This is a genomic window from Ornithinibacillus caprae (assembly GCF_009728145.1).
In the GTDB taxonomy this organism is placed as follows: domain Bacteria; phylum Bacillota; class Bacilli; order Bacillales; family Amphibacillaceae; genus Ornithinibacillus; species Ornithinibacillus caprae.
In genome coordinates this window covers 43,617-58,204 of the sequence record NZ_WOCA01000004.1, presented here as the reverse complement: position 1 = coordinate 58,204, position 14,588 = coordinate 43,617, and the positions used below count along the sequence as shown (strand labels likewise).

The 14,588-nt window shown below is 35.7% G+C and carries 21 protein-coding genes, 1 other RNA gene and 1 pseudogene; 18 read left to right on the top strand and 5 right to left on the bottom strand.

Going from position 1 to position 14,588, the window contains the following annotated elements; genetic code table 11:
* Positions 1–49: 49 nt before the first annotated feature.
* Positions 50–915 (bottom strand): annotated as a pseudogene (locus GMD78_RS06880) (RNA-guided endonuclease TnpB family protein); the annotation flags it as partial.
* Positions 916–1,008: 93 nt separating this feature from the next.
* A complete protein-coding gene (locus GMD78_RS21550; RefSeq protein WP_246187592.1) occupies positions 1,009–1,194 on the bottom strand; it encodes a cysteine hydrolase family protein in 186 nt (61 codons plus the stop codon).
* Positions 1,195–1,281: 87 nt separating this feature from the next.
* On the opposite strand from GMD78_RS21550, the gene tadA reads away from it, so the two are divergent.
* Positions 1,282–1,746: a tRNA adenosine(34) deaminase TadA gene (tadA, locus tag GMD78_RS06870; protein ID WP_155668098.1), complete on the top strand. Its 465-nt coding sequence runs from the start codon at positions 1,282–1,284 to the stop codon at positions 1,744–1,746.
* 82 nt (positions 1,747–1,828) lie between these two features.
* Positions 1,829–2,093: signal recognition particle sRNA large type (ffs, locus tag GMD78_RS06865), an RNA gene on the top strand.
* 55 nt (positions 2,094–2,148) lie between these two features.
* Here ffs and GMD78_RS06860 read toward each other — a convergent pair.
* Both GMD78_RS06860 and GMD78_RS06855 read right to left on the bottom strand, forming a co-directional pair.
* On the bottom strand, positions 2,149–2,430 hold the full coding sequence (locus tag GMD78_RS06860) for a hypothetical protein (protein WP_155668097.1): 282 nt from the start codon (positions 2,428–2,430) through the stop codon (positions 2,149–2,151).
* Positions 2,427–2,651, bottom strand: coding sequence for a helix-turn-helix transcriptional regulator (locus GMD78_RS06855; RefSeq protein ID WP_343042186.1), 225 nt, complete (start codon positions 2,649–2,651; stop codon positions 2,427–2,429). The genes GMD78_RS06860 and GMD78_RS06855 overlap by 4 nt, the downstream gene beginning before the upstream one ends.
* Before the next feature lie 214 nt (positions 2,652–2,865).
* On the opposite strand from GMD78_RS06855, the gene dnaX reads away from it, so the two are divergent.
* From dnaX to rsmI, 16 genes are all read left to right on the top strand, one after another.
* Entirely contained in the window at positions 2,866–4,554 is a 1,689-nt protein-coding gene (gene dnaX / locus GMD78_RS06850; RefSeq protein ID WP_155668096.1) for a DNA polymerase III subunit gamma/tau, read from the top strand.
* A 44-nt stretch (positions 4,555–4,598) separates the two neighbouring features.
* The gene (locus tag GMD78_RS06845; protein ID WP_155668095.1) at positions 4,599–4,919 is read left to right on the top strand and encodes a YbaB/EbfC family nucleoid-associated protein; all 321 of its coding nucleotides are present in this window, start codon (positions 4,599–4,601) and stop codon (positions 4,917–4,919) included.
* Between the two features lie 18 nt (positions 4,920–4,937).
* A complete protein-coding gene (gene recR, locus GMD78_RS06840; RefSeq protein WP_155668094.1) occupies positions 4,938–5,534 on the top strand; it encodes a recombination mediator RecR in 597 nt (198 codons plus the stop codon).
* 18 nt (positions 5,535–5,552) lie between these two features.
* Positions 5,553–5,780 carry a YaaL family protein gene (locus GMD78_RS06835; RefSeq protein WP_343042172.1) on the top strand — a complete coding sequence of 76 codons (228 nt, stop codon included), beginning with the start codon at positions 5,553–5,555 and terminating at the stop codon, positions 5,778–5,780.
* A 369-nt stretch (positions 5,781–6,149) separates the two neighbouring features.
* Positions 6,150–6,416, top strand: coding sequence for a pro-sigmaK processing inhibitor BofA family protein (locus tag GMD78_RS06830; RefSeq protein WP_155668093.1), 267 nt, complete (start codon positions 6,150–6,152; stop codon positions 6,414–6,416).
* 93 nt (positions 6,417–6,509) lie between these two features.
* A complete protein-coding gene (locus tag GMD78_RS06825) occupies positions 6,510–6,704 on the top strand; it encodes a sigma factor G inhibitor Gin (protein ID WP_155668092.1) in 195 nt (64 codons plus the stop codon).
* 139 nt (positions 6,705–6,843) lie between these two features.
* Positions 6,844–8,265: an aminotransferase class I/II-fold pyridoxal phosphate-dependent enzyme gene (locus tag GMD78_RS06820; protein WP_155668091.1), complete on the top strand. Its 1,422-nt coding sequence runs from the start codon at positions 6,844–6,846 to the stop codon at positions 8,263–8,265.
* An 18-nt stretch (positions 8,266–8,283) separates the two neighbouring features.
* Positions 8,284–8,922 carry a dTMP kinase gene (gene tmk / locus GMD78_RS06815; RefSeq protein ID WP_343042171.1) on the top strand — a complete coding sequence of 213 codons (639 nt, stop codon included), beginning with the start codon at positions 8,284–8,286 and terminating at the stop codon, positions 8,920–8,922.
* Positions 8,923–9,022: 100 nt separating this feature from the next.
* Positions 9,023–9,352: a cyclic-di-AMP receptor gene (locus GMD78_RS06810; RefSeq protein WP_155668090.1), complete on the top strand. Its 330-nt coding sequence runs from the start codon at positions 9,023–9,025 to the stop codon at positions 9,350–9,352.
* A gap of 24 nt (positions 9,353–9,376) precedes the next feature.
* Positions 9,377–9,811, top strand: a complete 435-nt coding sequence (locus GMD78_RS06805) for a YaaR family protein (protein ID WP_155668089.1) — start codon at positions 9,377–9,379, stop codon at positions 9,809–9,811.
* A gap of 41 nt (positions 9,812–9,852) precedes the next feature.
* Positions 9,853–10,842 (top strand): DNA polymerase III subunit delta', encoded by a 990-nt coding sequence (gene holB, locus GMD78_RS06800; RefSeq protein WP_155668088.1) that lies wholly within the window; start codon positions 9,853–9,855, stop codon positions 10,840–10,842.
* Between the two features lie 6 nt (positions 10,843–10,848).
* Entirely contained in the window at positions 10,849–11,676 is an 828-nt protein-coding gene (locus tag GMD78_RS06795; RefSeq protein WP_343042170.1) for a PSP1 domain-containing protein, read from the top strand.
* A gap of 18 nt (positions 11,677–11,694) precedes the next feature.
* Complete coding sequence (gene yabA, locus GMD78_RS06790) at positions 11,695–12,063, top strand: DNA replication initiation control protein YabA (protein ID WP_155668289.1); 369 nt, start codon at positions 11,695–11,697, stop codon at positions 12,061–12,063.
* A 69-nt stretch (positions 12,064–12,132) separates the two neighbouring features.
* Positions 12,133–12,873, top strand: coding sequence for a tRNA1(Val) (adenine(37)-N6)-methyltransferase (locus GMD78_RS06785; RefSeq protein ID WP_155668087.1), 741 nt, complete (start codon positions 12,133–12,135; stop codon positions 12,871–12,873).
* Complete coding sequence (locus tag GMD78_RS06780; protein WP_155668086.1) at positions 12,866–13,159, top strand: GIY-YIG nuclease family protein; 294 nt, start codon at positions 12,866–12,868, stop codon at positions 13,157–13,159. The genes GMD78_RS06785 and GMD78_RS06780 overlap by 8 nt, the downstream gene beginning before the upstream one ends.
* Positions 13,137–14,021 carry a 16S rRNA (cytidine(1402)-2'-O)-methyltransferase gene (rsmI, locus tag GMD78_RS06775; protein ID WP_155668085.1) on the top strand — a complete coding sequence of 295 codons (885 nt, stop codon included), beginning with the start codon at positions 13,137–13,139 and terminating at the stop codon, positions 14,019–14,021. Before GMD78_RS06780 ends, rsmI begins: the two co-directional genes overlap by 23 nt.
* Positions 14,022–14,038: 17 nt before the next feature.
* On the opposite strand, the gene abrB is transcribed toward rsmI, so the two are convergent.
* Positions 14,039–14,320: a transition state genes transcriptional regulator AbrB gene (abrB, locus tag GMD78_RS06770; protein WP_155668084.1), complete on the bottom strand. Its 282-nt coding sequence runs from the start codon at positions 14,318–14,320 to the stop codon at positions 14,039–14,041.
* Positions 14,321–14,588 lie beyond the last annotated feature (268 nt).

Below are 14,588 nucleotides of genomic sequence, written 5' to 3'. Positions count from 1 at the left end.
ATTGAAGTGGGGGATTCCTAAGAACACTAACCTATAGGTCAGATATGGATTAGGCTATCCCCGCAGTCCCTGCGGTTAATCGTAATGCTTCATTTACGAAGATTGATACTTGCGTTAATATCTCTTTGGTGATGACTGTTGCACGTTGACAAGTCCATTCACGCAAAGCAAGATTTTTAACGTCTTTGTGCTTATGTCCACAATTGGAACATATCTGACTTGAAGCAAAGTTTTTGGCTACGGTAACGACTTGTTTTCCGTACCATCTTGCTTTATATTCTAGCATCGTTCTGAATTGTGACCAGGATACTTCACTAATTGCTTTTGCAAGATTATGGTTTTTTAACATATTTTTTATTGACAAATCTTCTATTCCGATGACGTCGTGGTTTTTGACAATCCCGGTAGAGATTTTGTCCAACATATCTTTTCTAGAATTGGCAATTTTCTCATGGATACGAGCGACTTTTTTTGTTTATGCCAATTAGAAGAACTAATTTCTCTCCTTGATAGTATGCGTTGAGCTTTTGCTAATTTTTTTTCTAGTGTTCGAAAAAATTTAGGGTTTGAATAGACTGTTCCATCTGAAAGAGTAGCAAAGTTTTTTAACCCTACATCGATTCCCACAGATGAATCTGTCTTCCTAAGTGGTTTAACTTCGGTTTCAGCCAAAATTGAAATGTGATATTTACCCGAGGGATTACGTCTAATGGTTGCATTCATGATCCGACCTTCTACTTCACGACTTTTAGCAAAACGTACAAGACCATTGAAGATGGGGGTTTTCTCGTCTGTTTTAGATAAAACACAGATATCTCCCGCTATACTTGCTATTATTAAGTTTGTCTTTCCTAAATCATTTAATAATGATTTTAATGGGGTTTGAAAAAAGGCAGAGTGCTGTGGTTTAATGAAGAAATAATCGTCATTATTAGGCTGTAAAGCGTTAATGATTTTTTCACTTTTTTCATTTCTGCAATAATTAATTATTTTGCTAGGATCTGAAGTCTATAACTGATAATGGTCATTGACATAAATAATGGGGATATTATTTTTCTCCCCAAAATGTTTGAGTTTAATTAAATTTGGTAAAATCTTTTCTGTATGGGACAGTAATTTGTCTCCACCATGAAAATTAAAATCATTTATTATATCTATAAAAAGGATAGCAGTATTTATCAATGAATGATCCATGTTATACTCCTTTAATAATTAGGTTATAACATACTATTATTTACGTAATTTAAAATCTTAAAAATGAAAAGTTATAGGATGAGCGTAATGGATGAAAAATTTATGCAGTTAGCAATTGATGAAGCCAAAAAGGCACAAATAAAAGCTGAAGTTCCAATTGGTGCAGTTATTGTCTATAATAATGAAGTAATCGCTTATGGACACAATGTAAGGGAACAATCTCAAGAAACACTATCACATGCTGAATTAATAGCGATACAAGAAGCAAATGAAAAGATTGGTAGTTGGCGATTAGAAGACTGTACGTTATATGTCACCTTAGAGCCCTGTCCAATGTGTGCAGGTGCAATTGTTCAATCTCGTATAAAGCGGGTAGTCTTTGGAGCATTCGATCCGAAGGCAGGTTGTGCGGGTTCTTTAATGAATCTATTGGATGATCCACGTTTTAATCATCAGGTTGAAGTAACAAGTGGTGTTTTAGAGGAGGCTTGTGGAAAGCTTCTAACAGACTTTTTCCGTGAACTAAGACAACGAAAGAAAGATAAATCTTAACTAACATTGTTATCCGTTATTTCCATATACTCTCATCTATACCCCATTGCAATTTCACCTAAAAGTGTTATAATGGAAATTACCGTGCTAGGCGGGGAGGTAGCGGTGCCCTGTACTCGCAATCCGCTGTAGCGAGGCTGAATTCCCACTCGAGGTGGACGACTTTATGGTCTGCCTTAAGGGAGTGGTGTTGACGCTTAGGTCCTGCGCAACAGAAACCCATGAATCCTGTCAGGTCCGGAAGGAAGCAGCAGTAAGTGGTCATTTCTGTGTGCCGCGGGGTTACCTAGGCTGAGCCATGAACTTAAGTAACGCATAGGGTCGTTACATCGAAGGTGGGTGCACGGCATACATAGATAATAAGAACCTCTTGTCGTATAAGACAAGAGGTTTTATTATATTCTACACTTTAGCAAATTTAGATAAATAAAAAGTGATAGCTGCTACCCCTATAATGACAATGCGATATATAAACATTAGCCATGATTTAAAGCTTTCGAGGGTCATCTCATTGTATTCCGAATATATGTCTAATACTATAATTCCTAAAACTAAGCCTGTTGCAGCAAAAACAGCTGTATAATAACCTATCTTTTTTCCCCGCTCATCTCTTCCAGCTGTATAATTAAAATGTACCCAATAAATAAAGGCTAAAAAAAATAGAATATTTACGATGAAAATCATAAACTCTCCTCCTTTGAATAAGAAAATACTTCTTCAATTGACTTTTCAAAAACTTTAGCAATTTCAAATGCAAGGACCAACGATGGATTATAACGATTGTGTTCAAGGGCGTTAATTGTTTGACGTGTAACGCCTACTTTTTCGGCTAATTTTTGTTGAGATAGTCTTGCTTGTGTTCTTAGTAAATAAACCTGGTTATCTAATTTTCCTTTTTTCACTATTTATCACCTGGTATCTTATTTATGTAATATATTTTTTACATTTTGTATAAAATATATTACATCACAAATTTAGCAAATGCAAGCCTTTTCAGTAGCTGAATTGGTATACGTTTCTTTTGTAAAAAACTCTTACTAAGTCAAATGCATTATAATGGTTCACATTCAAGACTAAAATCGGTATAATTAGATAGAAATCATAGAGGGGAACTGCATTATGAGCTATCAAGCATTGTATCGCGTATGGCGTCCACGAAGTTTTGGGGACGTTGTCGGTCAAACCCATATCACACGAACACTGCAAAATGCGATTGTCCAAGAAAAATTTTCTCATGCCTATTTATTTTCTGGGCCACGTGGAACTGGTAAAACCAGTGCGGCAAAAATTTTTGCAAAGACAATTAACTGTGAACGTGCACCAGTTAAAGAACCATGTAATGAATGTGCGGCTTGCCGAGGGATTCAGGATGGTTCCATTTCTGATGTAATTGAAATTGATGCTGCTTCCAACACTAGTGTCGATGATATCCGTGAGATCCGGGACAAAGTAAAATACGCATCGAGCGTCGTTCCGTACAAAGTGTATATCATAGATGAGGTTCATATGATTTCGGTAAATGCATTCAATGCATTATTAAAAACGCTAGAGGAACCACCTAAGCACGTCGTCTTTATTTTAGCGACTACCGAGCCACATAAAATACCTTTAACGATCATTTCCAGATGTCAGCGCTTTGATTTTAAACCGATCTCTAACCAAGCAATTGTTGAGCGGATGCAAACGATTTTAGATGCAGAAGGAATATCCGTAACGACGGAAGCTTTGGATGCAGTTGCTTTAGCTGCTGAAGGTGGAATGCGTGATGCGTTAAGTATTTTGGATCAAGCAATTTCGTATAGTGAGGATACCGTGCAGCTTGATGATGTTTTAGCAGTAACAGGTGCGGTTTCCCAGCAGTTGTTAACGGATATTGTAAAAGCAATGCATGAAAAAAATGTCCAAGAAGCATTGAAGTTACTGGATGATTTAATCCAACGAGGAAAAGATCCAGGTCGATTTGTCTATGATATGATTTATTTCTTACGTGACCTCTTATTATACAAAAGTGCTCCTGGGTTAGAGGGGATTTTGGAACGAGCTATTATCGATGATCCTTTCAAAAACTTAGCTACAGAAGTAAATGATGCTTGGATTCAAGATGCGATTATGCAATTAAACCAATGTCAGCAAGAAATGAAATGGACAAATAATCCAAAGGTGTTTATTGAAATTGCACTATTAACCATTACGAATAGATACCAACAACAGGATGAAACCAGTCAATCAGCTGATTCAGAAGCGGTTATGCAGTTAACAAATAAATTAGCTCAGCTAGAAAAGCAGCTAGAGAACCTAAAAGAAGTCAATGGTGGATCCCAGGCCCAAGCACCTTCAGAGCCAAAAAGAAGGGCACCAGCGAGAGCATCTAAAAATAGCTATAAAATTCCTTATGAAAAAATTCGTATGGTATTACAGGAAGCAGAGAAGACAGCATTAAAAGAAGTCCAATCACAATGGGCAGCATTTCTAAATAAACTAAAAACAACAAATGCTCCAGCACATGCGACGATACAGGATAGTAAACCTGCAGCAGCATCGGACAAGGCGCTGGTTGTTGCGTTTAAATATGAAATTCATTGCTCTTTATTTTTAGATAATAGAGAGTTAGTGGAATCGATTTTAGCAAGTATCATTAATAAACAATTAACTATTATCCCAATTCCTGTAAAGGATTGGAAAGATTTACGAAGTGAATATGTGAAGAAACAAGAACAGTCAGCTCCGCAAGAAGAAGCTAAAGAAGATCCATTAATTGAAGAAGCAAGGAAACTTGTTGGAGATGACTTAATCGAAATACATGATTAATAATAGGATAAACTAAAAAACATATGTTGAAGGAGGCGTTTTCCATGAAAGGTATGGGAAATATGGGTAACATGATGAAGCAAATGCAAAAAATGCAAAAGAAAATGATGAAGGCACAGGATGAGCTTCATGAAATGTCATTTGAAGCATCTGCTGGCGGTGGAATGGTGACAGTAGTAGCAAATGGTAAAAAAGAAGTTACTGATGTACAAATTAAAGAAGAAGTTGTGGATCCAGATGATATTGAAATGCTACAAGATCTTATTCTTGCAGCAACTAATGATGTATTAAATCAAATCGACGAAAAAACTAACGAAACAATGGGACAATTCACGAAAGGGTTGAATATGCCTGGCATGTTCTAATCTAGGGGGAACACAAGGATGTATTATCCAGAACCGATTTCAAAGCTAATTGATAGCTTTACAAAATTGCCAGGAATTGGGCCAAAGACAGCAGTTCGTCTGGCTTTTTTTGTTTTAAATATGAAAGATGATGATGTGTTGGAGTTTGCTAATTCGCTCGTTAATGCAAAGCGAGAATTATCACATTGCTCTATTTGTGGTCATATTACTGATCAGGATCCATGCTCCATCTGTCAGGATGCTTCAAGAGACGGCTCTGTTATTTGTGTGGTTCAAGATCCAAAAGATGTGATCGCAATGGAAAAAATGAAAGAATATAATGGGAAGTATCATGTTCTTCATGGTGCTATCTCACCAATGGATGGTATAGGACCAGAAGATATCAATGTGCCGGATTTGATTAATCGATTAAAAGATGAAGAAGTGAATGAATTAATCTTAGCTACAAATCCTAACATTGAGGGGGAAGCAACCGCAATGTATATTTCTCGTTTAGTGAAGCCATCGGGGATTAAAACAACACGAATTGCACATGGATTACCAGTTGGTGGAGACTTGGAATATGCAGATGAAGTCACATTATCGAAAGCATTAGAGGGTAGGAGAGACTTGTAGAAATAAGGTGACGATACTGTGGGAAGAAAAAGAAAAAAACGTAAAAAGCGAGAGGTCGATGAGTTATTATTGGATTCACTATTTACCGTTGAGAGAGAATGGAAACAAATTAAATCGATTGTAGATAAAAGCATAGATCCTACAATCGAAGGAAAAAATAGTGAACGTCTAGCACAGGCTAAATATTTATTTTTACTTCGAGAAGCACGTGAGCGAAAGATCAGTGCGATAAGGTACAGTAAGTAAACTATCTAAGAAGACAAGGGATAATTTTGTTATTCCTTGTCTTTCTTATAGGTGTCGTTGCTAATAATATAAGACTTGAAATAGGAGTAATAAGATAACGAAACGAGGATCCATCAAAGCGAGTAAAGTGGATCCTTATTCCGTTAATACGTAGGAACTTGAAATGATAGTTGGATCCTTTCCTCCACTAATATAGTGGTTTGGACTTCCCACAGTAAAGTCACTGCACATTCCGCATCAATTATCCATTTAAATTCATTGCTCAGAAAAAGTATCATAAATTCATAATTCTATTTTGTATCTAGTTCTTTTTTTTGTTCTCCTATCATACATACTAATAATGGGACAAGGAAAAGGAGTTGAACTAATATGAGCTCTACAATAGTTATTACGATTATGATTGCATTAATTGTTGTTCTTCTATTTGTTGGCGCGCCTGTTAAACCAATGCGATTTATCGCACAAGGAACAGTAAAATTAGGAATAGGAGTTTTGTTTTTATTCTTCTTTAATGTTCTTGCTGGTTTCATGGGGTTACACATTCCGATTAACATATTTACAGTATTGGTCTCTGGATTCTTAGGATTATTTGGTGTTGCTTCTTTAGCAGCAATTCATTTATTTATCATTCCTTAAGCTATATCTTACTGAAAAAAGTTTCAAAGATTCCTGTATATAATCTGTTAGATTAGGAGATACTATTTACTAGTCTTAACGGAGGTGGGAATCATGGAAGAAAGAGTAATGGAAATGGAGTATTGTGGTATATGTGAAGAAAAAAAACAACAAGGAATTCACTTATATAACATGTTTATTTGCACCGAATGTGAGCATAATATGATTCATACGGAACCACGAGAGGAAAAATATCAATACTATCTAAAAAAATTAAAGAATATTAATCAACCTACGATGTTTTCATAGATTCTAACAAGGTCTTGCAAATTACTTGCAAGGGCCTTTTTTGTTTTATACGAAAGGAAGACATTCGTTATAAAAAGCTTGCGAAAAGCCAAGTAGTGTCATTAAGATAGAGTAAATATAGTTTGAAAGGGAAGCTAGTATGAAAAATAATGATTATCATGCACCTCTATTTCATCATCTTTCTCAATTTATTAACCTTCATCCCATATCTTTTCATGTACCAGGTCATAAAAACGGAACTATTTTTCCAGATCATGCGAAAGAATATTTTCAATCTGTTTTGCAGCTAGATCTAACGGAATTAAATGGTCTTGATGATTTGCATGCTCCAAAAGGGGTTATTGCTGAAGCAGAACAATTAGCATCAGAGTATTTTCAAGCGGACCATACGTTTTTCTTAGTAGGAGGAAGTACAGTAGGAAATTTGGCAATGATTTTAGCAGTATGTTCTCCTGGAGATAAAATTATTGTTCAACGAAATAGTCATAAATCAATTATGAACGGATTGGAGTTGAGTGGAGCAAACCCAATATTTATCAACCCAGAATATGATTCAGAAGTTGAACGATATCATGCTCCAAGCTACCAAACCGTTAGCCAAGCCATTCATATGCATCCGGATGCGAAGGCACTGGTTTTAACATATCCAGATTATTTTGGGCAAACGTATGCGATCCAAGAGTTGATAGAGTTAGCACATAGCCACGGTATTCCAGTATTTGTAGATGAGGCACATGGAGTACATTTTTCGTTAGGTGAGCCATTCCCACCATCTGCATTAGTACTAGGAGCGGATGTGGTTGTTCAATCAGCTCATAAAATGGCTCCGGCAATGACAATGTCATCATATTTACATATGAAATCTAACATGTTATCGAAAGAAGCTATTGCTCATTATTTACAAATGCTACAGTCGAGCAGTCCATCGTATCCTTTAATGGCTTCATTAGATTTATCACGATCCTTTTTGGCAACATTATCATCTAAGAGTCGTGCAGATATTTTTCAAAGTGTAGAACAGTTAAGGAACGTATTACAATTAGGAACACATTGGAAGGTATTATTAGGTGATGACCCTCTAAAGATTACACTGCATGTTAACAAAGGAATTTCCGGTTTCGAGGTAGCCCAATGTTTGGAGAATGAAGGTATCTATCCTGAGCTTGCAACAACCAATCAAGTTTTGCTCATACATGGTTTAGGAGTGTTCGATCAACTAGAGAAAGTTGAAAAAGTGATAAAAACCATCAATGAACAATTAAAATATGAGCCAAACCATGCTACAATAGATATAAGTAGATTATTTAGAGAACCAATACAAGAGCTAGCATTATCGCATCAGATGATGAGGCAGATGGATCCAATACAAATACCGTTAACCAAAGCTAAAGGGTTCATTGCTGCCGAGGCGATTATTCCTTATCCTCCAGGAATTCCACTAGTTGCAAAAGGTGAAAGAATTACTGAGGCACATATTGAAATCATTAATCAGCTAATTGAGCAAGGTGCTACAATTCAGCATAGACATATAGAAGAAGGCATCCAAGTTTTTTCGGTATAGCTAAAGGAGAAGAATTACGTGAGTGGTTATTTTATTACATTTGAGGGCGGTGAAGGAGCAGGAAAAACTTCTGTACTCCGTTCCATAGAAAAAAAGCTTCAAGAACAAGGATATGATGTAGTTTCAACTAGAGAACCAGGTGGAATTCATATCGCTGAAGAAATAAGAGGTATTATTCTAAACCCTAATCATACAGAAATGGATGCAAGAACAGAAGCATTACTGTATGCAGCAGCTCGAAGACAGCATTTAGTTGAAAAGGTTCTACCGGCATTACAAGCTGGGAAAGTTATTTTATGTGATCGATTTATTGATAGTAGCTTAGCTTATCAAGGATATGCAAGAGGATTAGGGATGGATGAAGTGTTTGCAATTAATCAATTTGCTATTGTGGATGCGATGCCAGATTTAACTTTATTTTTTGATATTGAACCAAAAAAGGGATTAGATCGTATTACAGCGAATAAAGATAGAGAAAGAAATCGTTTAGATTTAGAGAATTTGCGCTTTCATGAGGATGTTTATTCAGCCTATCACCAACTAGTGGATCGATTTCCCAATCGTATACAAGTAATTGCTGCAGATCAAACAATCGAGAAGGTGGAACAAGAAAGCCTTACGAAGATTCTTGACTTTTTAGCAGATAAGAAAGTATAAGTTTTCTTATGCTGCTTAGGTGCAACGAAGGCTTTTGCTAAAAGGTTTGGCAAAAGCCAAGTTTTCTAAAATAAATCCAACTCGTAAAGGGGTGATAAACATGAAACTTATAATAGCCGTTGTTCAAGATAAAGATTCTAATCGATTAACTGATGCCTTAGGTCAAGGTAATTTTAAGACAACAAAGCTTGCTACCACAGGTGGATTTTTAAAAGAAGGAAATACAACGTTAATGATTGGTTGTGAGGACCAATATGTGGATGATGCTTTAGATATTATTCGAGATAATTGTTCGAAACGAGAACAAATGGTAGCACCAATTTCTCCAATGGGTGGAAATGCTGATTCCTATATTCCAAAACCTGTGAAGGTAGAGGTTGGAGGAGCAACCGTATTTATACTTCCAATAGAATCATTTGTGCAATTTTAACCGCTATGAAAGGGGGGCTGGACAATGAAAATCAGCCAAGAAATGCGATCTCAAGTTGCTAATAAGAGTGTACAGACCAATATAGAAGGGAAACAGTCCTTTCAAGCCGTTGTTCAGTCCCAAACTCAAAAGTTACAGCAATCTGAGCTTCAAAAGCTAATGCAGGATATCACAATGCAAGGTAATAAATTAGCACGTTACCGATCATTTAAGGATTTAGTTAAATTTAAACGCTTAATAAAAGGTTTTTTGAAGGAAGCAGTATCAAATGGACTAGATTTGAAAAAGTCACATAGTTTTAGTTTTACAGGAAATAGTCGTAATTTAACGATTGTCGAAGAGATAGATGAGAAGTTGATGGAATTAACAGAAGAAATTATGAACCAAGAAAAAAAGACAGTAGACCTATTAGGATTAATCGGAGAAATCAAAGGTTTACTGGTTAATTTATATACGTAACTCATGAATTGGAATGTAGTAGATGACTAGGATGGTTTAAAATGAAGACATGGTCCGATATCGCAAAGGTACAACCTTTAGCAAGTAAAGTAATAATCAACAGTATGAAAAAAGGTCGTGTTTCACATGCTTACCTGCTTCAAGGTGAACGGGGAACTGGAAAAGAAGCGATAGCTCGTTTGATAGCTAAAGGTTTATTTTGTGAGGATAAGCAAGGTGTTGAGCCTTGCCATACATGTAATGCATGTAAGCGGATTGATTCTAGAAATCATCCAGATGTCCACTGGATTGAACCAGAAGGACAGTCTATTAAAATAGAGCAAATTAAAAACTTACAAAAGGAATTTACCTACTCTGGTGTCGAATCAAACCAAAAGGTATATATCATTGTAGGAGCAGATACATTAACATTAAATGCGGCAAACCGTATTTTGAAATTTTTAGAAGAACCAAGTAAAAAGACTACGGCAATAATGTTAACGGAGAATAGTCAAGCCATTATACCTACCATTCGATCTAGATGTCAGGTTATTGATTTGCAACCATTGAATCCATCGCATTTTCAACAACAATTAATAGATGCCGGAGTTCAAGAAAAAAGTGCCAAACTATTAAGTTCGTTAACGAATAATTTTGATGAAGCAATAGCTTGGAATGAAGATGAGTGGTTTGCAACCGCCAGAAAGTTAATGGTACAATTAGTTGAAGTATTTGCAGATCAGCCTGATGATGCATATTTATTTATTCATAATCATTGGGTAACTAATTTTAAAGAACGTAAAGAGCAGGAGCAAGGGTTGGATTTATTATTGCTAGCTTTTAAAGATATATTATATTTTCATATTGGAAATGAAGATAGGCTAATAGTCTTCACTCCTGGTGATGAGAGGCTAGAGAAATTAGGGATGTATTTCTCACAAGAGAAGCTTGTGGATATCTTACATCACCTTTTACAAGCGAAACAAAAATTGAAGCAAAATGTCAATCCAACACTGGTAATGGAGCAATTGACACTTCAAATACAGAGGTGATAATTCGTGATAGAAGTAATTGGTGTTCGCTTTAAAAAAGCGGGTAAAATATATTATTTCGATCCTGCTGACCATCAGATTGAACTAGATAGTTATGTCATCGTAGAAACGGTGAGAGGGATTGAATTTGGTAAAGTAGTATTGACCAACAAAAAGGTAGATGAGGAGGATGTGGTTCTCCCACTAAAGAAAGTAATTCGTACTGCTACGGAACACGATAAAATAACGGTTGTTGAAAATAAAGAATATGCTGAGAAGGCGTTTGAGACATGTACGGAGAAGATTATTGAGCATAATTTAGATATGAATCTAGTCGATGTTGAATATACGTTTGATCGGAATAAAATTATATTTCATTTCACAGCAGATGGTCGTGTCGACTTCCGTAATTTAGTAAAGGATTTAGCTGCTTTGTTTAAAACAAGAATTGAGCTCAGGCAAATAGGAGTCCGTGATGAAGCGAAAATGCTTGGTGGGATTGGTCCTTGTGGTAGAATGCTTTGTTGCTCTACTTTTTTAGGAGATTTTGAACCAGTTTCTATTAAAATGGCAAAGGACCAAAATCTATCGTTAAATCCTGCGAAAATTTCTGGTTTATGTGGACGATTAATGTGTTGTTTAAAATACGAGAATGATGAATATGAAGAAGCAAAACGAGAATTACCTGATTTAGGACAAAATGTTAAAACACCATATGGTAAAGGTCAGGTAGTTGGGTTAAATATTCTCGATCGATTGATCCAGATTGAAATCCCAGAAAAAGAACGCGTTATTGAATACACATTAGATGAACTCATCGAAGAAGGAATTGTTACAGCTCAGGGCCAAAAATAATGGAGTGGTAGCATGAAAATGAATAAGAGACAAATATTTGATCAAGTATCAGATATGGAGAAGCAGATAGGCGAATTATATGAACAGCTTGGTGATTTGAAAGGAAAGTTAAGTGACCTTTTAGAAGAAAATCATCGCTTAGAGATGGAAAATCACCATTTAAGAAATCGCTTGGATCAAGAACAAGACCAAGAAGCAACAGAAGATTTAGAATCAGAGGTTCAAAAAGAAAAGACTGCTAAAGATATTCCTAGTGAAGGGTATGATAATTTAGCAAGGATATACGAAGAGGGCTTTCATATTTGCAATTTAGAGTTTGGAAGTCCGAGGCAAAACGATGATTGTATGTTTTGTCTTGATTTTCTCAGTAAAAAAAATAAAGTATAATGTTAGCTGTCTGCGTATCATAAGGTACGAGGCAGCTTTTCTTATATAGAGAATGGAAAGGAATAGAACATGGTACAATTAATAGATGATGAACGATTAGATTATTTAGTAGCGGATGAAAGCTTGCAAATTATTCAAAGTCCAACGGCATTTTCCTTTTCGTTAGATGCTGTTTTGCTTTCGTATTTTGCCTATGTACCAATAAAAAAAGGAGCAATTTTAGATTTGTGTTCTGGAAATGGAGCAATTCCCCTTTTATTATCACGAAGAACAAAAGCAACCATTACAGGTGTAGAAATTCAGGAAAGAATATATGATATGGCTGAACGTAGTATTGAATTGAATCGTTTGACGGAGCAAATTAAGATGATCCATGGGGATTTAAAAGAAATGCAACCTCATTTAGGTCAAAGTAAGTTTGATGTGGTAACTTGTAATCCTCCATACTTTAAAACACCGTCTAAAACGGAATATAACCAAAATGAGTATTTAACAATTGCCCGTCATGAGGTGTATTGTACTCTAGATGATGTAGTAAAAGCATGTAAATTACATGTTCGTCCAGGGGGAAAAGTAGCAATGGTCCATCGACCTGGTAGGCTAGTAGATATATTAACAACGTTTAGAGCCTATAATTTAGAGCCAAAACGAATGCAGCTTGTTTATCCGAAAAAAGGCAAGGAAGCAAATATGTTACTAGTAGAAGGAATCCGAGATGGAAAAGCAGATCTAACAATACTTCCTCCATTGTATATATATAACGAAGATGGGACATATACCGAAAAAGCAAAGGAGATTATATATGGATGATCTGATACATACTGTTTACATTTTAAAATGTAAAGATGATACGCTTTATACTGGATACACTAATGACTTAGAGCATCGCTTGCAGATGCACGAAAGCGGTAAGGGGGCTAAATATACTCGTGGGAGAGGTCCTTTTCAGGTGTTGTTTGTTGAAAAGTTTCCTACAAAAGAAAAAGCGATGAAACGGGAATATGAAATTAAACAGCTAACTAGAAAAGGGAAGTATCAATTAATCCGTGATAAATTGAAAGAGGTTATGCAGTATGAACATTCAAAAGAGCTTTGATCAGGGGACAGAAGGTGCATTATATGTTGTGCCGACTCCAATCGGTAACTTAGAGGATATAACATTTAGAGCGTTAACGATATTGAAGACTGTAACCATAATAGCAGCAGAGGATACGCGGAATACGAAGAAGTTACTGAATCATTTTGACATACCTACTCCGCTTATTAGTTATCACGAACATAATAAAGCGGAACGGGAAGATCAGTTAATTACAAAGGTTGAAAATGGAGAGTCTATTGCTATTGTAAGTGATGCAGGTATGCCAGCAATCTCAGATCCAGGCTACGAATTAGTACAGGCAGCAATAGGTAAGGATTTGCCTGTAATTGTTCTTCCAGGTGCAAATGCCGCACTATGTGCTTTAGTTGGCTCAGGTCTATCATCAACAAATTTTTACTTTTATGGTTTTCTACCTCGAAAAAAGAAGGATAAAGAAGCGGAAATGAATCGTTTGAAAAGTATGCAGACAACTATGATATTTTATGAATCACCATATCGAATAAAAGATACACTAAAAGTGATATACAACCAACTTGGTAATCGTAGTATAGCCATTGCTAGAGAGCTAACAAAACGATTTGAGGAATATGTGCGTGGTACAGCAGAAGAAGTATTGGAATGGGCTGAAACGACAGAATTAAAAGGTGAATTTTGTGTAGTGGTTGAAGGAAATGAACAAGAGGTTGTAGATACTTCTCCGGTTTGGTGGAGTCATTTATCTGTAATGGAGCATGTAGAGTATTATACGAAGGAAGAAGGAACTACTAGTAAAGAAGCGATCAAGCAGGTTGCTAAAGAAAGAAATCTTCCTAAAAGAGATGTTTATCAATCCTATCATATTGATAATAAAAAAAGCTGACAAACTGTCAGCCTTTTTTATTTCATGTCAAATCTAGATTGAATTTCCTCTATTAATGCTTTTGCACCTTCTGGGCTAAGTACTAATTTACCGTTCGCTAATGAAACATTATCATCTGATGTTTCACCTGTGATATGACAAGACATATTTGGTTGGTATTTTTTCAGAACAACTTTGTCATTATCAACATAGATTTCTAACGGGTCTTTGATATTAATATCAAGCGTACGGCGCAATTCAATGGGAATTACAACACGTCCTAGTTCGTCGACTTTCCTTACGATACCAGTAGACTTCATCTTACGTCCCCCTTAAAGAATAAAAAAGTAAAATTTCGTCAATTTTCGACATCTTTATACCCATTATAATAGCAATGTTTACTAATACTGTCAATAAATAATTGTACAAAACAAAAAATAATGGGAAAATTTGAATTACTGATACACATATACCCGAAATTTTTTAAAGTTAAACCACTTTTTTAATATAAATTTGAATTTTTATGTTTATAATGAAAGAAGGTTAATATAAGGAAATTTATTCGACATTTCTCGCCATGTTTTCTAC